Raw genomic sequence first — 21,753 nt, 5'->3', positions numbered from 1 at the left:
TGATCAAACATTGTCATCAAACAACGAACACAGCGCAGAGAATATCGAGCTATTAGTCAGCTAATTGACAGCGTTTGACCAGAGTTAGCCATCTTTAACCCATTTAGATGATTATCTATTGAAGTAAGGACACGCTCTAAGCATTACAGGTATTCAATATCTCGTTGTGTTAAGGGCGCTTGCTAATGGACGTTTTTAAAACGCATTAAACGTAAAGCATTAAGTGTAACCAGCACGGTTGCGCCAGTATCAGCCAATACCGCGATCCTTGACTTCCTCCCCTCCCTAAAGTGAGGGAATTCCTACTAAAGACGGCCAAGCCCGACCGCGAGAATGTTTTTCGCTCCATTAACATCTCTGTTATGGGTCGTTTTACAAGAACGACAAAACCACTCTCTTATACCAAGCCCTTCTCTACCTTTCGGACTGTCTTGGCGGGAGCCGCAACACGAGCAGGTTTGGGTGCTGTACGCTTCATTGACTTCGATATAGTGGCAACCTGCGTTCGCGCATTTGTAATCCAGTTGCCGCTTAATCTCAAACCAACCAGCATCATAGACGGATTTGGCCAGTTTGGATGAAGTGAATGATGTTGATTTAATCTTTCCAACAACGATTAGGCTGTTGGCTTTGACTAATTTATTGGTGAATTTATGGATTAAGTCTTGGCGGGTATTTTTGATCTTGGCGTGAATCGCACGGACCCGCTTTTTATTCTTGGCTCTTTGAGCAATGGCCAGTTTTTCAGCATATTGATGGGTTAGCTTAGTGGTTAGAACATCGCCATTACTACTGACTGCTGAATCCTGACAGCCTAAATCAATACCGACTTGGCCATCACCGCAGTTAGTTTTTGGAAAGTCTTTAACGGTGACACAGGCGTACCAGTGACCACGATTGTCTTGTACCAACTCACAGGTGTTGATGCTGTACAGGGCTAAATTGTAGCTATCCCACAGATCAATGGTCAGCTTTTCACCCTTAGCAAGGCTTAGCTGAATCGTAGATTTAAGGCTTTTCTTGCCTGACTGACGGGTTGCTAGGTGCTTAATGGCTGTGTTTTTAAAAGGAATCCAGCCCAAGCTTCTTCTCTTGGCCTTTGGGTTGTTGGTGCGCCAGTTGAGTTTGGCTTTTTTAAACTGTTTACGGGATTTAGCGTGAACCTCACTAATCGCTTGCAAGGTTTGGCTGTGCAAGTTTAAATACTCGCCACTACCTTTGGTATAAGCGGCCAAATCATAAGCTGAAAAGAATTTGCCTGTGCGCTGTAAATGTTTAAAACTTAGCTCATTGACGTAATTCCAGACAAAGTTGACCGCACCAGCTAAGATATTGAGCTGAGTGGCGTGTTTGTCTTTGATGCGTAGCTTGAGCGTTTTCATGGAATAATTATGATCTCAATGCAGTTGGTTATCAAGGCATTCGCAATATTGTACGACAATGACTGACGCCTGATATCCACGCCCTAGAAGGACGTGGTTTTACGGCGATGGATGATAAACCAGTGATACCGAGTACCGTGGTGATTAAAAACACTGCTTTGAGGCCCAGCGCAAAAATCACGTTTTGATGAATATTAGATAAGGTTGCACGTGACAATGCAATCAGATGAGCGACGTCGGTCACGCGACTTTTTAATAAAGCGACGTCAGCCGTTTCAATGGCGACATCAGTACCACCGCCCATCGCGATACCGACATCGGCAGTCGCTAACGCTGGCGCATCATTGATACCATCACCAATCATCGCTATTTGGGCTTTAGTCTTCATCTCGTCTATCAAACGCAGCTTATCTTCGGGCAACAGCTCAGCTTGCCACTCTATATCTAGATGACTAGCAAGCGCTTGAGCAGTAAGGCGGTTGTCGCCCGTCAGCATCATGGAGCAAACCCCCATTGCATGAAGCTGTGCTACGCCTTCTTTGGCATCGTCCCGCAACTCATCTCGTAGCGCGATTAGCCCGAGCACCTCACAGCTTTGCTCATCGAACAGTACCGACACCGTTTTTCCTTCATTTTGTAACGCTTCGATTTGGGCATTTTGTTTGGCGGTTATTGAGGTTTGGTCGGCGGCATATACAGGAGAGCCGATGGTTAAAGAGTGCCCAGCTACCGTCGCATGCACAGCTTTACCTGCAGTCGCGTGAGCCTTAGACGCTACTGGTATGGCAATATTGGCCGTTTTGGCGTGATCGATGATGGCTTTTGCAAGCGGATGGTTAGAGGCGGACTCAACACTGGCAAACAGCGCTAATATCGCATTTTCATCTTGAGCATCCATATACTGCTGGGCAAAAGTGACAACATCGGTCACGCGGGGTTTGCCTTCCGTTAACGTACCTGTCTTGTCAAAAGCAACCGTATTGACGCGACCAATGGTTTCTAACGCGCTCCCACCTTTGATTAGCAGGCCGCGGCGCGTCCCAACAGCCAGACCCGAGGCGATAGCGGCCGGTGTGGATAGGACGAGGGCGCAAGGACAGGCGATGAGCAATAATGCCAAACCGCGATATAACCAAGTTGCCCACTCCCCGCCCATCACTAACGGCGGGATAACGATAACCAAAGCGGCAATCGCCATCACTGCTGGCGTGTAGTAGCGGCTAAACTTTTCAATAAAGCGCGCAGTGGGCGCTTTGGAGGCTTGTGCCTGCTCCACTAGCTCAATGATTCGTGCAATGATATTGTCAGCGGCTGTTTTTTCTACGCGTATGTGCAGCGCGCCCTCCATATTGATAGCGCCTGCAAACACCTTGTCGCCTATTGTTTTGGCAACGGGGATAGACTCGCCGGTGATGGGCGATTCATCAAGGCTAGATGCGCCCTGAGTAATAATGCCGTCAGCAGATACCTTATCGCCCGGACGTACCAGCACCAAATCATCGATTTGTAGTGAATACGCCGGTACATCGCGCTGCCCGCCTTGTGCGTCAAGTAAAATCGCAGTCTTTGGCACCAGTGACGCCAAAGCCCTAATGCCAGCACGCGCGCGATCAGCAGCCACGCTCTCTAGTAGCTCGCCGACTGAGAATAAGAATACCACTGCTGCTGCCTCTGCAGGCTCACCAATAATAAGCGCACCAATTGCCGCAATAGACATCAGCATCTCAATCGAAAAAGGCGTGCCGGTCGACGCTAAGGCAAAGGCTTTACGAGCAAAAGGAGACACGCCCACAATGACAGCAACAGCAAATGCCCACATGCCATAATCAGAAAAAACCACTGATAGCGCGTAAGCAGCGCTCATCAACATACCAAGACCAATGACTCGCTTACCTTTGCCGCTTTGCCACCAACGTGGCTGCTCTGTAGCGGACTGACGGCTACTATTTGCTGCGGTTGATTTATCCGTTATGGCAGATATACCAAACCCGAGGCGCTTAATGGTTTTTTCGATATCACTAAATTGCGTCTCTCCATCAGGAGCCAGTGTTAGCGTTAACTTTTTGGTGGCAAAGTTAAGCTGTACATCAGAGATGTCAGGCATACGAGCGAGCGCCGTTTCGATTTTACCGACGCAGCTGGCACAGTCCATACCTTCGATATGATATTGCATAATTATTTTTCCTAATGCGTTGTCCTGATAACTTGTGCTGCTATAAGCATTTTTTATAAATCTATTATGAACCCTATAGTGGCTTTAGAGTCAAGGTGCTTCTTCTTTAACGTCATAACATTGATTTATTAGCCATTAAACTTTATAGTTACTTTAATGTTTAATGCTCAAGAGGCAGTTATGCTGATTAAAATCGGAGAACTCGCTAAACGCACAGGCGCGACAGTAGAAACCATTCGTTACTATGAAAAGAAAGGATTGTTGCCTGAGCCTTCACGCAGTGCAGGCAACTATCGTTTATATAATGACACGCACATCGAGCGTCTACAGTTTATCCTGCACTGTCGTACGCTTGATATGACGTTGGATGAAGTACGGGTGTTACTACAATACTGGGATGAGCCTGACAGAGACTGCGGCAATGTAGATGCCTTGTTGGATGAGCATATTGAGGCGGTAGAAGTTCGTATTGAAGAGTTGATGCAGTTAAAACAGCATCTAATGGATTTGCGAAAAAAATGCCTATCTAGCGCACCCGCAGTATCCTGTGGGATATTAAATGCCCTTGCTGATAATTCTTGTCATCAGTAGAGACATCAGCCGTATTGTTTAGACGCTGGATGATAAATAATCAAAGGAATAATTTTGTCTGAATTAAAAACTGTCGGGCTTTTTGCCATTACTGCACTAGCAGAGATTGTAGGTTGCTACTTGCCATATTTATGGCTAAGAGAAGGTAAGTCAATATGGCTGCTTGTTCCCAGCGCCCTTAGTTTGACCGCCTTTGTTTGGCTGCTGACTTTACATCCAACCGCCGTTGGTAGGGTTTATGCGGCTTACGGTGGTATGTATGTAACGATTGCAATTCTATGGTTATGGGCTGTCGATGGTATTCAACCAACGGCGTGGGACATCTTAGGCACATCAGTGGCACTGCTAGGCATGGCTATTATCATGTTTGCACCGCGCACTACATAGTGCAATACCCCATTGAAAACAGCCATTACTCTCTTCAAGCCTATTAACAGACATCCAAAACGAAATTAACTATCATCTCGTCACAAGCTCGGGCAGTGGGCGCTTGAGGTAACAACCTTACCATCGCTCAAACGATAAGCCAGTAGATGATTGCCCCATACGCAGCCACCGTCTAGCGCACGTGCATGTGGCAGATCGACCTCGGCTTTGAGCGCAGCCCAATGACCAAAGAGTATCTTACGCGTACGCGGTACTTGCCATTCAAACCACGGCGCGAAGTCATCAGGCATCGGCTCTTGCAGCCCTGCACTAAAGTCAAACTCTAAGGTGCCATCTTGTTTGCATAGGCGCATACGTGTGAAGTAATTAGCAATCGCACGCAGCTTAGTATAGCCGCTTATCTGTGCATGCCACTTATCAGCTGTCTTGCTATATAGGTTGGGCAATAGCGCATCCAGCTGCGGCAAACTGCTTTGCAGCGCCGCTTCTAACTGCCGCGCGTAATCAGACGCAGCCTCGATGCTCCAATGCGGCGGCACACCCGCATGCACCAATACCGTATATTCATCAGGATAAGCCAATACTGGCTGATGACGCAGCCACTCTAGCAACTCATCACAATCTTCAGCAGCAAAAATCGGCGCGGTCTTGTCTTTATTTTTGAGCTTTGCCGCGCCGCGCCAGACCGCAATCAAGTTGATATCATGATTGCCTAGCACGGTCGCCGCTGCGCCCTGCTCACACAGCGACTTGACATGGCGCAGCGTGCTTAACGAATCCTCACCGCGCGCGACCAAGTCACCTGCAAACCACAGTTTGTCTTGGGTCGGGTCAAATGCTAACGTGTTGAGTAATTGACGATAAGCGGCATAACAACCTTGCAAATCGCCGATGACATACTGATGACGAAACCCCATAAACCCTCAATAAATCAATCTATAAAATCATAACCAACAAACAGTAGTCTTGCTATACAAGCAAATGCCGCGAGTGATTGCTTAGCGCGACAAAGTCTTGGACACTCAGCGTCTCAGGTCTGGCTTGCGGATCGATGGCACAGGCAGCAAAGTCCGCTTCGCTTAGCGTCGGCAACAAAGTCGAATTTTTAAAGATAGCGCGCAATGTCTTCCGGCGATGATTGAAAGTCTCACGAACGACGATAGCAAAATACTCTTCATCTTCTGCCACCACTGGCTTGTCGATATGCGGGGTCAAGCGAAACACGGCGCTGGTGACTTTAGGTGGTGGATTAAACGCACCGCGTGGCACTGCCAGTAGATAGTCGGTATCACAGTGATACTGCATGATGACCGATAGACGGCCATAGGTCTTGCTACCGACATCCGCGGTGATACGCTCAACCACTTCTTTTTGTAGCATAAAATGCATGTCTTGAATAACATCTGCAAAGCTAAGCAGATGAAAAAGTATCGGTGTGGAGATGTTATAAGGAAGGTTGCCCACCACCCGCAGCTTACCACGCTCAGCGCTATACAGCTCGCGATAATCGACGTGCATGGCATTGTCTTTAATGATAGTAAAGTTCGGATGGCTGTTGGCACCGATACGGATACGCAAGCTATCTGCCAAATCACGATCCAACTCCACCACCGTCATCGCATCCACTTCTGCCAATAGCGGCTCAGTCAAAGCGCCCATTCCCGGTCCAATCTCAATCAAATTATCGTCGCGCTCTAAACGAATGCTATCGACGATTTGGCGAATAACGCTGGTATCATGCAAGAAGTTTTGACCGAAACGTTTGCGCGGCTGGTGTTTGGCAGTGCGTAGACTGGAAGCAAGGCTTTGAGCATCAAAAGTAGTTTTGGACATAAAAAGGTCTTAATGGATAAAAGATAAATGAGAGATGGTAGCAATGTGCTGGTGTTATAATAGTAAATTATAACACAGCTCATAATTAGGGCGTGTTTTTGAGATATTTTATCTATAAACCATGTACAATCTAGCACAATCAACACGGCAGCTTTTTGTTCTCGAACCATCTAACATAAGAACCATAATGTGAATAAGGGCGGTACCCTAGTGAGGACTTGAATCTTTGGCTGTGAGCTAATGGTATTAAGGTTTCAACTTGCTGAGATAGCCACAGTGTACTTCATGATGTACTTACCATAGATATTCTATCTATGATCGGTGCGCTAGTGAGGACTTGAAGAGACCATCCCAGATTCTGTGTAACTGACGTTTAGATTAAATACTTACACAAAATTTAGGAAGGTCTCCCAGATTCTTATCAAAGACTTCATCATCTATTATTCGCCAAACGGCAACTTGCTGATGGTCTTTGGTGGTGACTAGATTTAAAGTTTGCTCAATCATTGCTTGAGGTCTCATATCCTTATGATGTTTATTTGCTTCAAACCCAGTTACTTTACACTTAGCGGTTTAATTAAGCTACTTACTTGAGCTATTTGCTTCAGTTATTAGGCTTGGCTACTTACTCAACTTCAATATTCTAAAGGCGCCCTGAATAACTAAAGCAAATACGATGCTACCAATAATCAAATCAGGCGTACTAGAGTGTAACCAATTAACCAAAATCCCTGCAACAATTACCCCTAAATTGATAATCACATCGTTTGAAGTGAAAATCATACTGGCTTGCATATGGGCTTCTTCTTCTTTGCTTTTCGATTTTTGTAGTAAATAGAGGCAAATCGAGTTTGCAATTAGCGCAAGAATCGATATGACTATCATGGTAGAAAAGTCAGGTAACTGCTCATTGCCAAAGAAACGTCTTAGTACTTCTAAAAAACCAAGAATCGCTAGCGTAATTTGAAAATATCCGGCAATTCTAGCAATCCGTTTTTTCTTAATGACCGTTCCACCGACCGCAAATAAGCTAATTCCGTACACGAAGCTATCTGCTAACATATCTAAGCTGTCGGCGACCAACCCCATCGAACGAGAAATCAGTCCCGTGCTCATTTCAATAATAAAGAAAGCAAAGTTAATGACCAGCACTATCCATAGTAGCTTTCTTTGCTCAGCATCTTTTTTGTGACTAGAGTCAGCATCAATTTTAAAATTATTGTTGGGATCAGAGGGGTCAATGGTTTCGGTCGAGAGTAGGGTGTCTCCTAATTTTAGGTCATGAATAGCAGTCTCTATCCCTTCTATATTGTCATGATGAAACACAGTTAATTGACGGTTAGGAATGTCGAACTCAAGATGTTCAATATTCGAGTGGCCCTCTAATTTCATTCGGATTAGGTTTTCCTCCGAAGGGCAGTCCATCTTCGATATTTTAAAAGTTGTTTTATTCATAGCTACATTTATATCCGGGTGGTGGTTCAAAAAGTAGGCTGGAAAAAAACAGGCTGAGAAATTGATAAATAGTGAAATGCAAATGACACTATACATCAAATGCCCAGCCTGTCTAAGTGACAATATAAAGAAAAATGGTTTCAAAAGCTATACCCCAAGGGAACTAGCTATTTATCCCTGTAACCCCATTTATAGGCCACTTAAAACAGACCGGTATAATGAAACCAATTATATCAGGTCATGCTTGATAATTTATAAATAGACATAGCTGACATTAGACTTATCCCATAATGCCTAACAAATCTAGATAAGACAGCAACTTATACAATAGTTCCACTAACAATGGATCTGTCTGCCATCTCATTAGCCATATTTAATGCTTGATACAGACTGGTAGCACTGGCACCGCCGCTCCCTGCTAAGTCTAACGCCGTGCCATGATCCACTGACGTGCGTATATAAGGCAGCCCCAAGGTTAAATTGACTGTATCGCCAAATCCATGCGATTTGAGCACTGGTAGGCCTTGATCGTGATACATGGCAATGACTGCATCGCAGTTTGCTAAGTGTCTGGGGGTAAATAGCGTATCCGCTGGCATCGCCTCAGAGATATTAATCCCGGCAGCGATAAACTCACGCAATACGGGATTGATAATCTCCATCTCCTCCACTCCCAAATGTCCACCCTCACCTGCATGTGGGTTTAGACCGCAGACCAATATACGTGGCTGCATCAGACCGAATTTTTCTTGCATATCATCGATGACGATTTTTACCGTTTGCCGTACATTATTAGCGGTGATGGCAGCAGGGATGTCCTTTAAGGCCAAATGCGTGGTGACAAGCGCCACTTTCATGGCTTGGTTGGCGAGCATCATCACCACTTTATCGCAGCCGCTTTGCTGCATAAAAAACTCAGTATGACCGCTGAACATGGTGCCATCTGGCAATCTGATATCGGCATCGATCAGTGCTGACTTTTGTAATGGTCCTGTGATAATGGCCGCGATGGCTTTGTAGGTGGCCAATTGATGGGCAATCTCTAACTGCTGGGCGACCATGGCCGAATTGCGCGTATTAATTTGTCCACAAATGACGGATTGAGCACAAGGCGTATTTAACAAAATAAACGCATGGCCATCATGAGTATTCATATGCGTTTGCTGTGGCATCTGCTCTAAGAAATTATCAGCTGCTATGTCTAAATCGACAGTTTGCCAGCGCGGACAGCTTCGTAGTACGCCCGCTGCCAGCAACATATCAGCACGCTTTTGCAGCGCGGTATGATCGGCAGTGACCCATATAGGACGCGCAAAGTCTTGTAGCTTACCTGTATCGGCCAGTAGCAAGACAATATCCATACCGATACCAGCAGGTTCACCGGTGGTGATTAATAGCGGCAATTTTTTTTGCATAGTTAAAACCATCCTATATTTACATTAACACTTTGATTTAATTCTATTTTTTATTAGAAAAATCAGATTTCCTCGTTAAGTCTAATCTTAAAAATTCTCGCTCATCAAAGACGGTGTTTTTACAGATAATTATTTATAACGTCCGAAAAAAGGGCAGAATGTGTTAAACTTTCGCCTTTCATTGTAGCATTTACTAGCAAGCATTGAGACCACGTTTGGTACCTCTAGCATAACCGTGCGTCGCCTTTGTTTTGTTGCGTCATTTTGCTGCACTATTACTAAAATAAAAACCTTACCACATACCCATCCATACCTTTTTTATAGCATATTTATACCGACTCTTGACACATTAGGCACTCATGGCAGACAACGATAAATCCGACGACTTACTCAATCAGACACCGCCGCATAATATCGATATCGAAAAGGCGCTACTGGCCTCTTTGATGAGTATTGAAGAGGCGTACGACAAGATTGCCGATATCGTCACCAAAGACGACTTTTATGCGGGTCGGCATCAATACATTTTTGATGCGATTGCCCATTTAGCTGCCGTTGGCGAGCCTTATGACACTGTGATGGTCCATGACTGGCTAGAGGCACAAAAACTCCTAAAAAGTGCAGGCGGCGACAGCTATTTGGCAGATATTTTGAGTCAAAGCCCAGCGACCTTGTTTAACCTCACCGCCTATGCGCAGCGCGTGCGTGAGCTCTCTACCTTACGCCAGCTGATTACCACTGGTAACGATATGCTGGCACTGGCATATAATCCAAAAGACCAAACGGTCAGTGATATTTTAGACAATGTCGAGAGTAAGATATTTAGCATCAATGAGCAGCATAATAAACGCGCCGAGCAGCGAGGCCCTGTCGGTATTACCTCGGTGCTGACCAATGTCATCGACCAAATTCAAGAGCTAAAATCCAACCCCGATGGCATGATTGGCTTACAAACGCCCTTTGCAGAATTGAACAATAAAACGCAAGGCTTACAATCTGGCGACTTAATCATCGTCGCCGCCCGTCCATCTATGGGTAAAACCACCTTTGCCATGAACTTGGCAGAAGGTGTATTGTTTAATGAAGACCTGCCAGTGGTGGTGTTTTCTATGGAGATGCCCGCTGAGTCTATCGTCATGCGTCTGCTATCCTCTTGGGGGGCGATCAACCAAACGCACCTGCGCTCAGGCCAAATGAATGAGGACGAATGGGCGAAAATGATGAACGCCATTCAGCATCTACAATCCAAGCATCTGTACATCGATGACAGTACGGCGCTACCGCCCTCTGAGCTGCGCTCACGCTGCCGCCGTATCGCCAAAAACCATGATGGCAAGCTAGGCGCTATTGTGGTCGATTATCTACAGCTGATGAAAGTCCCTAGCCTCGATGGTAACCGTGTGGGCGAAATCTCTGAGATCTCTCGTAGTCTAAAGGCGCTCGCACGTGAGCTTGAGTGTCCGGTCATCGCTTTATCTCAGCTTAACCGTAGTCTGGAAAACCGCCCAAACAAACGCCCTATTATGTCGGATTTGCGCGAATCAGGGGCAATTGAGCAGGATGCCGATTTGATTATGTTCATCTATCGCGATGAGGTTTATAATGAAAACTCAGACCTCAAAGGCGTGGCCGAAATCATCATTGGTAAACAGCGTAACGGGCCCATTGGTACCGTACGTTTGGGCTTTGAAGGCCAGTTTACCCGCTTTATCAACCTAACGCCTGAGTACTATCAAGGTGTCAGTTTTGAAAACGATGAGTAACCCCAAACACTCACGATTGAGCATTTAATAAAACCCAAACAAACCATCACGAACCCTAGCCAGTGCGATATCAGCGCCATTGATATCGCATTGGCTTTATTGCTTCATCCCCTTTTTATCAGGCGTCAGTCATTGTCGCCCAGTATGGCGAATACCTTGATACCCAACTGCATTGAGATCATAATTATTCCATGAAAACGCTCAAGCTACGCATCAAAGACAAACACGCCACTCAGCTCAATATCTTGGCTGGGTCGGTCAACTTTGTCTGGAATTATGTTAATGAGCTAAGTTTTAAACATCTTAAGCGCACAGGCAAATTCTTTTCAGCTTATGACTTGGCCGCTTATACCAAAGGCAGTGGCGAGTATTTAAACTTGCATAGTCAAACCTTACAAGCGATTAGTGAGGTTCACGCTAAATCCCGTAAACAGTTTAAAAAAGCCAAACTCAACTGGCGCACCAACAACCCAAAGGCCAAGAAAAGAAGCTTGGGCTGGATTCCTTTTAAAAAGACAGCCATAAAACACCTATTAACCCGTCAATCAGGCAAGAAAAGCCTTAAATCTACGATTCAGCTAAGCCTTGCTAAAGGCAAAAAACTAATCATTGATCTGTGGGATAGCTATAATCTCTCGCTCTACAACATCAACACCTGTGAGCTGGTACAAGATGCACGAGGCAGATGGTACGCCTGTATCACCGTCAAAGAGTTTCCAAAGATTAAATGTGGCACTGGCCAAGTCGGTATTGATTTGGGCTGTAAAGATTCAGCAGTCAGTAGTGAGGGTGATCAGCTACAAATCAAAGTCACGCATCAATACGCTGAAAAACTGGCCATTGCCCAAAGAGCTAAAAACAAAAAGCGGGTCCGTGCGATTCACGCCAAGATTAAAAACACCCGCCAAGATCTGATCCATAAATTCACATCAAAGCTTGTTAAGGCCAACAGCCTAATCGTTGTTGGAAAAATCAAATCAAACTCATTTACTTCATCCAAACTGGCCAAATCCGTCTATGACGCTGGTTGGTTTGAGATTAAGCGGCAACTGGACTACAAATGCGCGAACGCAGGTTGCCACTATATTGAAGTCAATGAAGCGTACAGCACCCAAATCTGCTCGTGTTGCGGCTCCCGCCAAGACAGTCCGAAAGGTAGATCAGGGCTTGGTATAAGAGTATGGTTTTGTCGTTCTTGTAAAACGACCCATAACAGAGATGTTAATGGAGCAAAAAACATTCTCGCGGTCGGGCTTGGCCGTCTTTAGTAGGAATCCCCTCACTTTAGGGAGGGGAGGAAGTCAATCGATGTATTTGCTCATAAAACAAGTTGATTTATCAAATCACGTTGCCAATAAAGAAGCCCATTATGCGTACCATTACTATCAAACCAAAAGCCCTCACTCATAACTTATACCAAGTAAAAAAACTGGCCCCAAATGCTAAAGTACTCGCCATGGTCAAGTCCAATGCCTATGGTCATGGCGTGGCGGCGGTACTGCCCGCCCTGCAGCAAGCCGACGGCATCGGTGTGGCTACTTTGGCAGAGGCTCTAGAGGCGCGGCAATTGGGCTGGCATAAAACCATTGGGCTCATTGAAGGCGCCTTTACCGCTGATGAATGGCAGACCACCATTGCCCAAGATATCAGCTGCGTGATTCATCATGAGCCGCAGCTGATGTGGGCGCTAGACAACACCCCACCTGCCAGCAGTGCCACGCGCGTGGTTTGGCTAAAATACAATACCGGTATGAATCGCTTAGGGTTTGATGCCAAAGGCGTTATCGATGCGGCGGCGCGGCTACATGCAGGCGGCTATCAGCTGATTTTAACCACACATTTTGCCAATGCCGATGACAGCAGCCACCCGCTAAATGCGCTACAAATTCAGCGCTTTAACGACATGCTGCAAACCTTAAAAGACACCGTCAGCGATGAAGTAAAAGGCTCGTTGTGTAACTCAGCAGGTATCGTCAATTTTGCAGAGCATCATCATGACTGGGTACGCCCTGGTATTATTTTATATGGTAGCTCACCGGTCGTCGACCAAAGTGCAGCTACGTTAGACTTGCAGCCTGCAATGGAGCTTTGCGCCCAAATCATCGCCTTGCAGACAGTCAGTGCCAATGATGCCATCGGCTATGGCAGCTTATGGTCAGCACCGCACGATACCAAAACCGCCCTCGTCAGTATCGGCTACGGTGACGGCTACCCTCGCGTCATCAGCAGTGACGCTTATGTGACCGTCATCAATGCCGCAGATCAGCAGCGCTATCGCTGTGCCGTGCTTGGACGCGTGGCCATGGATATGATCGTTATCGATGCCAGCACGATGCCAGCAGGCACCGCCTTAAACAGCAAAGTCATCTTATGGGGTGAGGCGCCGCACGTCGATGAAGTCGCAAGCCACGCTGGGACGATCAGCTATGAGCTATTATGTCGCCTGAGCACGCGCCCAGCCCGTATAGCCGCTCACTAAATACCTAAACTTGAATCACTGACAGGTTTGGCATCCTGACTGGTAAAGGGTTTTATGTCATTAGCCAGTCTACACGCACAGATGGCATCGAGCCTCTATAGCAAGTAATACCGCAGCCATATGAAAGGGTGCTGACTTGAGAAAATTGGCCGTTTACATTGGGCCTAATTGCGCTATACTAAAAGTTTGTTGTCACCCCAGTGTGCGCGTTGAGCGCTGCTGCACAAGACTGATAACGTTTCACTGACTGCGATCGACTGCTAGGACTACTATGAGTTTGCGCCATTTTTTGACTTTATCTGATTTAACCCAACAAGAACTAGAAATCCTTATCAAACGCGCAAGCGAATTACGTAAGATGCAACATGCAGGCGAGGTCTATCAGCCTTTTGTTGGCCGTACGCTTGGCATGATTTTTGAAAAATCCTCTACTCGTACGCGTATCTCGTTTGAGACCGGCATGGGGCAATTTGGCGGTAGCGCCATCTTTTTATCACCCAATGATACCCAGCTTGGCCGCGGTGAGCCGCTAGAGGACTCTGCACGCGTCATCTCAAGCATGGTCGATATCATCATGATTCGTACCTTTGGTCACGAAAAAGTCGAGACTTTTGCTGAGTACTCTAGTGTGCCGATTATCAATGCGCTGACCGATGAATTCCACCCTTGCCAATTGCTCGCCGACATGCAAACCTTCTATGAGCATCGCGGTAGTATCAAAAATAAAATCGTCACTTGGGTTGGCGATGGCAACAATATGTGCGCCTCCTACATGCAAGCGGCGAGTCAGTTCGGCTTTGAGCTACGCGTGGCCGCGCCTTACGGCTTTGAGCCTGACCCTAAGCTGATGGAGCGTTTCTCGCATTGCGTCAGCCTAGTCGAAGATGTGCAAGATGCGGCAAAAGACTCGCACCTTATCGTCACCGACGTCTGGGCCAGTATGGGTCAAGAGTCTGAGCAAAACACTCGCGCGCGCCGCTTTGCACCCTATCAAGTGACGCCCTCACTGCTTGATAAAGCCGACCCTGACGTGGTGTTTATGCACTGCTTGCCTGCGCACCGCGGCGAAGAAATCTCTCACGACATGCTTGATGATCCGCGCTCCGTGGTCTGGGACGAAGCCGAAAACCGCTTACATGCGCAAAAGGCCCTGATGGAGTTTTTGCTCAAGGATAAGATTAAACTATCGGTTTAGCTGATCGATAATCGATTTGTTTAAAAGCAAATCTTTTTTAAAACAAATAGCAAAAAGGCAGATTACTTATAGTAGTCTGCCTTTTCTTAGTTTTAAGTTCTAGCTTCAAAAGTTTAACGATAAATAATGACGCCTATTAACGCGTTATCGTTTCAACCCCATTACTACTGGCCTTTAGCAAAACATCGGCTTGATTGGCGGCAAAGATGCCATTACAGACCACACCGACGATATTGTTTAGCTCTTTTTCAAGCGCTATAGGATTGCTGACATCTAAGTCATAAGTGTCGAGAATGACATTGCCATAATCGGTGACAAAGTCCTCACGGTAGACTGGCTCACCGCCCATTTGTGCTAGCTGACGCGCCACATAGGAGCGCGCTTGCGGCAAGACTTCGATCGGTACAGGAAACGATCGGCCTAGTATATCGACGCGTTTGCTCTCATCGACCATACAGACGAATTTATTAGACGCTGCAGCGACGATTTTTTCACGCGTCAGCGCGCCGCCGCCGCCTTTGATTAGTTGCAGATGGGCATTAACCTCATCAGCACCATCGATATAGACATCAAGCTGGCCGGCAAAGTTTAGATCGACAATCTCGATACCCAAAGCACGCAATTTGTCTTCTGTCACCTGTGAGCTGGCAACAGCACCAGCAAGCTTGACCTGCGGCAATAGCTCAATCAGGCAGTTCACCGTACTACCTGTCCCTACGCCAAGTATCATGTTATCTTCGATATAACTTAGAGCAGCTTTGGCTGCGGCTTGCTTTTGTGCTTGCTGATCACTCATCATAAATCCTTGACAGAATAAACGTATTGTCTTAAAAGTTAAAAGGCGCTCATATTATAACTGATGCTTATTAGATATGTCAGCGTAAAACCAGTTCTAATAATGAGGTCTTCCACCCGGAATTGATAACCCATATAAATGCCTTTTAAACCCCAGAGACATGAGGCAACCAAAACACTAACGCTAACAGCGTCGCTAATAATACTGGCGGCGTAATAAGCAGGCCGATTTTCATATACTGCCCCCAGCTGATTTTATAGCCCTTTTCTGCTAAGACATGCAGCCATAACAAGGTCGCAAGACTGCCAATGGGCGTAAACTTCGGCCCCAGATCATTGCCAATCACATTGGCATAAATCATCAGCTCACGAGTCGCTGCGGGTACTTGCGCGCTATCGATAGCCAGCGCGCCTACCAAGGTAGATGGCATGTTATTCATAATAGAAGCCACAATCGCTGAAAGAAATCCTGTGCCTACTGTGGCGATGATATTGCCTTGCTGCCCTAACCAGTTGAGTATTTGAGCACCATAAGCCGTCAGTCCTGCGTTACCCAAGCCATAAACCACCAAGTACATACCGATTGAAAACAAGACGATTTGCCAAGGCGCGTTACGTACGACGTCAGATACAGAAACAACAGCACCCCGACCACCTTGCCACCAGCGACCTGCAATTACTATCAGCATCAGCGCAGCAACGCCAGTCACGAAGGAGATAGGAATACCTAATGGCTCGGTGGCAAAATAAGCAACCAATAACAAAGCAAGTAGCGGAAAGGCGGCTTTAAACACCAGCGGATCTTCGATAGCGGATGCAGGTGCGCTAAGATTGGCAATGGAATATTGTGTTGGAATTTGGCGCGCATAGACTCCCCACAGCACTGCTAATGTTGCGATGACAGAGACAATATTGACTGGCACCATGACCGCCGCATAACGTCCAAAGCTGATATCAAAATAATTGGCGCTGACGATATTAACCAGATTAGAAGTCACTAACGGCAAACTTGCGGTATCAGCGATAAAGCCCGTCGCTATGATAAAAGCCAATGCCGATGGCGGTGAAAACTTAAGCCGGAGCAAGATAGCGATGACAATCGGTGTTAGAAGTAATGCAGCGCCATCATTGGCAAAAAACGCGGAGATAAACGCGCCCAATATCACAATCATGGGAAACAACAACCGTCCCTGCCCATTGCCCAGTCTCGCCACATGTAGCGCCGCCCAACCAAAAAATCCCGCTCTGTCTAAGATAAGCGAGATGATAATTAGCGCCACGAAGGTAAAAGTCGCATCCCAAACGATGTCCCATACAATACCGACATCGGATAACTGCACTACACCAAAAGCCAAGGCAACCAAGGCTCCTCCCAGCGCGCTCCAACCAATGCCCAAACCTTTAGGCTGCCATATCACCAAAACCAAAGTCACGATAAAGATAATGAATGCGAGCATGGTACAACCTTATTTACGGCGTGTTGATTATAACTAGGAGAGATTACAGCGACTTTTGATTGACGCGCTGTGATACTGCTTCAGCACTTTCCACCCGCTCAGAGTATCTGTCGGTCAGATAGGCCGAGCGTCCACGAGTGAGCCAAGTGAACTTCACCAGCTCCTCACAGACATCAACGAGACGCAGATATAAGGGCGACATATCCATGCGGTTATCGTCGTTAAATTCTAAAAAAGCCTTTGGAATCGAGGATTGATTGGGGATAGTAATCATGCGCATCCAGCGCCCCAGAATGCGCAGCTGATTGACGGTATTAAAGCTTTGACTGCCACCGCTCACTTGCATCACTGCCAAGGTTTTGCCTTGAGTGGGGCGTACGCCGCCCAGTGCAAGCGGTATCCAATCAATTTGTGCTTTCATAATGCTGGTGATGCTGCCGTGACGCTCTGGACTCACCCACAGCATGCCCTCTGACCACTGCGCCAGCTCGCGCAGCTCTTGCACCTTTGGGTGATTGCTGTCAGCATCATCTGGTAGCGGTAGACCCGATGGATTGAACATCCGCACCTCGCACCCATACCAACGCAGCAGCCGACTTGCCTCCTCAGCCGCTAATCTAGAAAATGAGCGCTCACGTAATGACCCGTATAGCACCAGTATCTTAGGTGGATGACGTGGGTTATTTGGGGCAATCAATGACTCAATATCTATCGGTTGTAATTGACTGGCATCAATATTAGGCAGGTCATCTAACTTTAACGACCCCTCTGCGTGAGGCTGATTATTATTGGCTATTGTCATGATAAATCGTCTCGCCGTCTTCTTTAGTAAAGCTGCTCACTGGATTTTCTAACAATTCAAACACCCGCTCTGAAGGTCGGCATAACGCTGCGCCCTTATCCGTGACCACGATAGGACGATTGATTAAGATAGGGTGCGCGATCATCGCATCGATAATATGGTCATCAGACAACTCAGGATTGTCTAAGCCCAGCTCATCATTGATGGCTTCTTTACTACGTAATAACTCTCTTGGCGAGATATTCATCTTTGCCAATAGGTCAACCAACTCGTCACGAGTCGGCGGGTTTTTTAGATACTCCACCACTTCTGGCTGCTCACCTGATGCCTTTATGATGGCAAGGGTATTGCGAGAAGTACCGCAGTTGGGGTTGTGAAAAATCAAGGGTTTCATAGCGATTTCACCTATTTTTTGAATCTAGTTATTAGGGTGTGCTTTACAGACTGTCTTTTTTATCAGATTTAGCAGCCTCACAGCCGCTTAAGCTATCTATGAGCGAAGCACACAGCTCTGGATGTCCTGCGCAGCAGTCCTGCAATAAAAACTGCACGACCGCCTCCATATGCGACAACGACGCGCGATAGATAATTTGCCGACTTTGGCGTTTTGACACTACCCACCCTGCTCGCGCCAGCACGGCTAAATGCGCGGACATGGTGTTATGCGGCACACATAGCTGACGGGCTATTTCACCTGCAGGTAGGCCGTCAGGCTCTTGACTGACCAGTAGTTTAAAGGCTTTTAGACGCGTGTCTTGAGACAGTGCGGCAAAGCTTGCGATAGCGTTAGTTATTTCCATATGTCCAATAATACAGACATATCAGAATAATGCAATAAGTTTCGTTTATACCCAGTCAGATTACCGCCCTGTTCTATCAGATACCCAAACAAGCTGACTACCTTTTAACCGCCAAACATTCACTCCTGCCCAGCTCAGCATGAAATCACCACAAAACTGCAATTGTGTCTTGCAAGATAGGTAAAATCAGCATAGGCTAATCTATTTCGTTTTTATTGTTATCTATACTTTTTATCGACAATTTTTAGGGGTCATTATGCTATCACACTGGGTACGAGCCATCTTGCAAGCCACCGTCTATGACGTTGCTATTCAAACGCCACTAGAAGCAGCTCCCAAGCTGACCCAACGTTTTGCTAATGATATTCGCTTTAAGCGCGAAGACCTGCAGCCTGTCAAATCCTTTAAATTGCGCGGCGCTTATAATCGCATTAGCCAGCTGTCCGATGAGCAAAAAGCGCGCGGCGTGATTTGTGCATCAGCAGGCAACCATGCGCAAGGGGTTGCTTACTCTGCGAAAACACTTAATCTTAACAACATCATTGTCATGCCCACCACTACGCCAGACATTAAAGTCGATGCGGTGAGAGCACTTGGTGGCAATGTCGATCTGCACGGCGACAGCTTCGACGAGGCCAACCGCTATGCGATCAACCGCGCCAAGACTGAGGGCCTGACCTTTATCCCGCCTTATGATGATGAGCTGGTGATTGCTGGTCAAGGCACCATTGGGCTTGAGCTCACGCAGCAGTGGCGCAACATGGATTATGTGTTTGTGGCCGTTGGCGGCGGCGGCTTAGTCTCAGGGGTTGCCGCATTTTTAGGTGAAGTTGCGCCGCATGTCAAAGTCATCGCTGTAGAAGCGGAACAATCGGCCTCGCTTAAAGCTGCCCTTGAAGCCAATGAGCGCGTTAAGCTTGAGCAAGTTGGTCTGTTTGTCGATGGCGTAGCGGTGGCGCAAATCGGTGAGCTGCCCTTTGATGTGGTGCGCACGCAAAAAAGCGATGGCTCCGGGCCTATCGTCGAACCAGAAGTCGTGACTTGTACTAACGATGAAGTCTGCGCAGCGGTCAAAGATGTCTTTGAAGAAAACCGTAGTATCGTTGAACCAGCGGGTGCTCTGTCGGTCGCTGGTATGAAAAAATACATCAAAGCGCATGATTTGCAAGGCAAAAACTGCGTCGGCATCATCTGCGGCGCTAACATGAACTTTGACCGCCTGCGTTATATCGCTGAGCGCACCGAAATCGGTGAGAAAAAAGAAGCCATCTTTGGTGTGACCATTCCTGAGCAGACTGGCGCTTTCTTAAACTTCTGCCGTAGTTTGCACGGACGTAACATTACTGAGTTTAACTACCGCGCCGATAGTCAAAAATCACCAGACTCGATGGAGCCTGCCTCAATTTTCGTCGGTATCGCGCTAAAAGAAGGCGAAAAAGAGCGACACACCATCAGTAAACAGCTGGCAGATGATGGCTATACCGCTCACGATTTGACCGACGATGACATCGCTAAATCACACATCCGCCATCTTATCGGTGGCCATGCTCATGTCGAAAACGAGCAGCTACTAAAAGTGGTATTTCCCGAGCGTCCTGGCGCATTGCTGACTTTCTTAGAAAAGCTTGGCGATGATTTTAATATCACCTTGTTCCATTATCGCAATCATGGCGCCGCTGAGGGTCGCGTGTTGGTTGGCCTACAAGCCTCGATGAGCAACTCGCGTCAACTGCAAGACGCCCTGCTAGATATCGGCTACGAGTGCACTATGATTAATGATAATATCGCCTATCAGTTGTTTTTAAAATAAGCAGAATGTGTCAATCACCATTGTTTACATAGCTTAGACGACCAATACTTTATGGCACAGTATAACTCTCAACGGCTTGTCTTTATTAAGACGAGCCGTTTTTTATCCTGTACTGTGCTATGATCTGCTGATGGTATCCTTTATTAGATTGACCAATTAGGACGTTATCGATTGCACCCTCAGACTAAGTTGCTCTTTTAATTTATAAAAAAAGCACCATTTATGATCATAGTTTATTGATATCTATGAGGTTTTGATGAGTAAACACAATAAAAACCATAATCAACCAAGTCATAGCCAGTCAGATATAGCACGCATGCGTATCGATAAATGGCTATGGGCGGCGCGCTTTTATCGTACACGCACGCTCGCCAAAGAAGCGATTGAGAGCGGGCGTGTGCATTATGCTGGCAGCCGTGTAAAGACCAGTAAAGAGATTGCCGTCGGTGACGAGTTGCAGATTCGTCAAGGCTCGGCCACTGCCATGACCGAAAAAACCGTCATCGTCGAGGCGCTAAGTGCTCAGCGCGGAAACGCCTCGACGGCACAGATGCTATATTCAGAGACCGAGGAGAGCGAAAAACGCCGAGCATACTATGCCGAGCAGCGTAAGCTTGCCAACCTTGCCCGTCCTGATAATAAACCCAACAAAAAAGAGCGTCGTGATTTGCAGCGCTTTAAAAACAAACAACACTCATGATCGAAACCCGAAACATCAAGGACTACCTACTCTAGGTATTCTTGGTAAACGTGCTGTGAATGTCACAAATGCCACCGTGTTCTTCGCCCTTGCCATTTCATGTATTAACCGTTAGGCTAGGGACTATTTAATCACTGACATGCTAATAAGCCGCATCCCCTATGCTGGTCTTAATGGCATGTTTTTTTTGTTATAAAAGGTCATAGTATGCTGATAAAAGCCTGTACCCCATCTTCTGTGTTATTGGTTTGCTTGGGAAATATCTGTCGATCGCCCACGGCCGAAGAGATTTTTCGGCAGCAAGCAGCGATTGCCGGCCTGTCCCTAAAGGTAGACTCAGCAGGCACGGGCGACTGGCATATCGGTCATGCGCCAGATGAACGCTCGCAGCGCCATGCCAAATCTCACGGCTATAACATTAGTAAATTAGTGGCTCGGCAAGTGACTGCCGATGATTTTCGGAGTTTTGACTTAATTTTGGCTATGGACACTCAAAATCTAGCGAATTTGCAAGCGATAAAGGACGGGATAGATGAGCCTGAAGAGACCTTAGCAAAACTGGCTTTGTTTAGTGAAGAAGATCCCACTTATGGCGGTGATGATGTGCCTGATCCTTATCATGGCGATGCTGAGGACTTTGAGGAAGTCATAAAACGCATTGAATCAAGTGCACAAGCTTGGATTGAAAGCTGGAAAACATGCTAGCGATAAGGTCC

At 46.8% G+C, this 21,753-nt stretch carries 20 protein-coding genes and 1 pseudogene; 10 read left to right on the top strand and 11 right to left on the bottom strand.

Annotated features, from left to right (window positions below; translation table 11 throughout):
- Positions 1–305: 305 nt before the first annotated feature.
- The gene (locus C6W44_RS11110; protein ID WP_105245647.1) at positions 306–1,382 is read right to left on the bottom strand and encodes an RNA-guided endonuclease InsQ/TnpB family protein; all 1,077 of its coding nucleotides are present in this window, start codon (positions 1,380–1,382) and stop codon (positions 306–308) included.
- A 31-nt stretch (positions 1,383–1,413) separates the two neighbouring features.
- On the bottom strand, positions 1,414–3,555 hold the full coding sequence (locus C6W44_RS11105) for a heavy metal translocating P-type ATPase (RefSeq protein ID WP_105245645.1): 2,142 nt from the start codon (positions 3,553–3,555) through the stop codon (positions 1,414–1,416).
- Positions 3,556–3,735: 180 nt separating this feature from the next.
- Here C6W44_RS11105 and cadR point away from each other — a divergent pair, with 180 nt between their 5' ends.
- Positions 3,736–4,146, top strand: coding sequence for a Cd(II)/Pb(II)-responsive transcriptional regulator (gene cadR / locus C6W44_RS11100; RefSeq protein ID WP_105246652.1), 411 nt, complete (start codon positions 3,736–3,738; stop codon positions 4,144–4,146).
- Positions 4,147–4,200: 54 nt separating this feature from the next.
- The gene (locus tag C6W44_RS11095; RefSeq protein WP_105245643.1) at positions 4,201–4,533 is read left to right on the top strand and encodes a YnfA family protein; all 333 of its coding nucleotides are present in this window, start codon (positions 4,201–4,203) and stop codon (positions 4,531–4,533) included.
- An 80-nt stretch (positions 4,534–4,613) separates the two neighbouring features.
- Here the strand turns inward: C6W44_RS11095 and C6W44_RS11090 are convergent, their stop codons facing one another.
- The 3 genes from C6W44_RS11090 to C6W44_RS11080 all read right to left on the bottom strand — a co-directional run bounded on the left by C6W44_RS11090 (position 4,614) and on the right by C6W44_RS11080 (position 7,821).
- Positions 4,614–5,450 (bottom strand): symmetrical bis(5'-nucleosyl)-tetraphosphatase, encoded by an 837-nt coding sequence (locus C6W44_RS11090; protein WP_105245641.1) that lies wholly within the window; start codon positions 5,448–5,450, stop codon positions 4,614–4,616.
- A 52-nt stretch (positions 5,451–5,502) separates the two neighbouring features.
- A complete protein-coding gene (rsmA, locus tag C6W44_RS11085) occupies positions 5,503–6,366 on the bottom strand; it encodes a 16S rRNA (adenine(1518)-N(6)/adenine(1519)-N(6))-dimethyltransferase RsmA (RefSeq protein ID WP_105245639.1) in 864 nt (287 codons plus the stop codon).
- Positions 6,367–6,987: 621 nt separating this feature from the next.
- Positions 6,988–7,821 carry a cation transporter gene (locus tag C6W44_RS11080; RefSeq protein WP_025644116.1) on the bottom strand — a complete coding sequence of 278 codons (834 nt, stop codon included), beginning with the start codon at positions 7,819–7,821 and terminating at the stop codon, positions 6,988–6,990.
- 76 nt (positions 7,822–7,897) lie between these two features.
- Between C6W44_RS11080 and C6W44_RS11075 the strand changes: the two are divergent.
- Positions 7,898–8,002, top strand: a pseudogene (locus tag C6W44_RS11075) (IS1 family transposase); the annotation flags it as partial.
- Between the two features lie 139 nt (positions 8,003–8,141).
- Here C6W44_RS11075 and pdxA read toward each other — a convergent pair.
- Positions 8,142–9,236 (bottom strand): 4-hydroxythreonine-4-phosphate dehydrogenase PdxA, encoded by a 1,095-nt coding sequence (gene pdxA, locus C6W44_RS11070; protein ID WP_105245637.1) that lies wholly within the window; start codon positions 9,234–9,236, stop codon positions 8,142–8,144.
- A 359-nt stretch (positions 9,237–9,595) separates the two neighbouring features.
- On the opposite strand from pdxA, the gene dnaB reads away from it, so the two are divergent.
- From dnaB to argF, 4 genes are all read left to right on the top strand, one after another.
- On the top strand, positions 9,596–10,999 hold the full coding sequence (dnaB, locus tag C6W44_RS11065) for a replicative DNA helicase (RefSeq protein WP_105245634.1): 1,404 nt from the start codon (positions 9,596–9,598) through the stop codon (positions 10,997–10,999).
- A gap of 191 nt (positions 11,000–11,190) precedes the next feature.
- Complete coding sequence (locus C6W44_RS11060; protein ID WP_105245632.1) at positions 11,191–12,267, top strand: RNA-guided endonuclease InsQ/TnpB family protein; 1,077 nt, start codon at positions 11,191–11,193, stop codon at positions 12,265–12,267.
- 101 nt (positions 12,268–12,368) lie between these two features.
- A complete protein-coding gene (alr, locus tag C6W44_RS11055; protein WP_105245630.1) occupies positions 12,369–13,478 on the top strand; it encodes an alanine racemase in 1,110 nt (369 codons plus the stop codon).
- 271 nt (positions 13,479–13,749) lie between these two features.
- Complete coding sequence (gene argF / locus C6W44_RS11050) at positions 13,750–14,673, top strand: ornithine carbamoyltransferase (protein WP_105245628.1); 924 nt, start codon at positions 13,750–13,752, stop codon at positions 14,671–14,673.
- A 136-nt stretch (positions 14,674–14,809) separates the two neighbouring features.
- On the opposite strand, the gene rpiA is transcribed toward argF, so the two are convergent.
- From rpiA to C6W44_RS11025, 5 genes are all read right to left on the bottom strand, one after another.
- Complete coding sequence (gene rpiA, locus C6W44_RS11045; RefSeq protein WP_105245626.1) at positions 14,810–15,469, bottom strand: ribose-5-phosphate isomerase RpiA; 660 nt, start codon at positions 15,467–15,469, stop codon at positions 14,810–14,812.
- A gap of 145 nt (positions 15,470–15,614) precedes the next feature.
- Positions 15,615–16,925 (bottom strand): arsenic transporter, encoded by a 1,311-nt coding sequence (locus C6W44_RS11040; protein ID WP_105245624.1) that lies wholly within the window; start codon positions 16,923–16,925, stop codon positions 15,615–15,617.
- Positions 16,926–16,968: 43 nt separating this feature from the next.
- Positions 16,969–17,727 (bottom strand): arsenical resistance protein ArsH, encoded by a 759-nt coding sequence (gene arsH, locus C6W44_RS11035; RefSeq protein ID WP_105245622.1) that lies wholly within the window; start codon positions 17,725–17,727, stop codon positions 16,969–16,971.
- Positions 17,711–18,121: an arsenate reductase (glutaredoxin) gene (gene arsC / locus C6W44_RS11030; RefSeq protein WP_105245619.1), complete on the bottom strand. Its 411-nt coding sequence runs from the start codon at positions 18,119–18,121 to the stop codon at positions 17,711–17,713. The genes arsH and arsC overlap by 17 nt, the downstream gene beginning before the upstream one ends.
- 43 nt (positions 18,122–18,164) lie before the next feature.
- Entirely contained in the window at positions 18,165–18,527 is a 363-nt protein-coding gene (locus C6W44_RS11025) for an ArsR/SmtB family transcription factor (RefSeq protein WP_105245617.1), read from the bottom strand.
- Positions 18,528–18,783: 256 nt separating this feature from the next.
- Here C6W44_RS11025 and ilvA point away from each other — a divergent pair, with 256 nt between their 5' ends.
- The 3 genes from ilvA (at position 18,784) to C6W44_RS11010 (ending at position 21,742) form a co-directional block, all read left to right on the top strand.
- A complete protein-coding gene (gene ilvA, locus C6W44_RS11020; RefSeq protein WP_105245615.1) occupies positions 18,784–20,337 on the top strand; it encodes a threonine ammonia-lyase, biosynthetic in 1,554 nt (517 codons plus the stop codon).
- A gap of 256 nt (positions 20,338–20,593) precedes the next feature.
- The gene (locus C6W44_RS11015) at positions 20,594–21,037 is read left to right on the top strand and encodes an RNA-binding S4 domain-containing protein (protein WP_105245613.1); all 444 of its coding nucleotides are present in this window, start codon (positions 20,594–20,596) and stop codon (positions 21,035–21,037) included.
- Between the two features lie 207 nt (positions 21,038–21,244).
- On the top strand, positions 21,245–21,742 hold the full coding sequence (locus C6W44_RS11010) for a low molecular weight protein-tyrosine-phosphatase (RefSeq protein ID WP_105245611.1): 498 nt from the start codon (positions 21,245–21,247) through the stop codon (positions 21,740–21,742).
- Positions 21,743–21,753: the final 11 nt, after the last annotated feature.

The sequence above is a fragment of the Psychrobacter sp. Marseille-P5312 genome (assembly GCF_900291405.1).
Classification (GTDB): domain Bacteria; phylum Pseudomonadota; class Gammaproteobacteria; order Pseudomonadales; family Moraxellaceae; genus Psychrobacter; species Psychrobacter celer.
The sequence above is the reverse complement of the archived record's forward strand: the minus strand, read 5'-3'. Positions and strand labels throughout refer to the sequence as shown.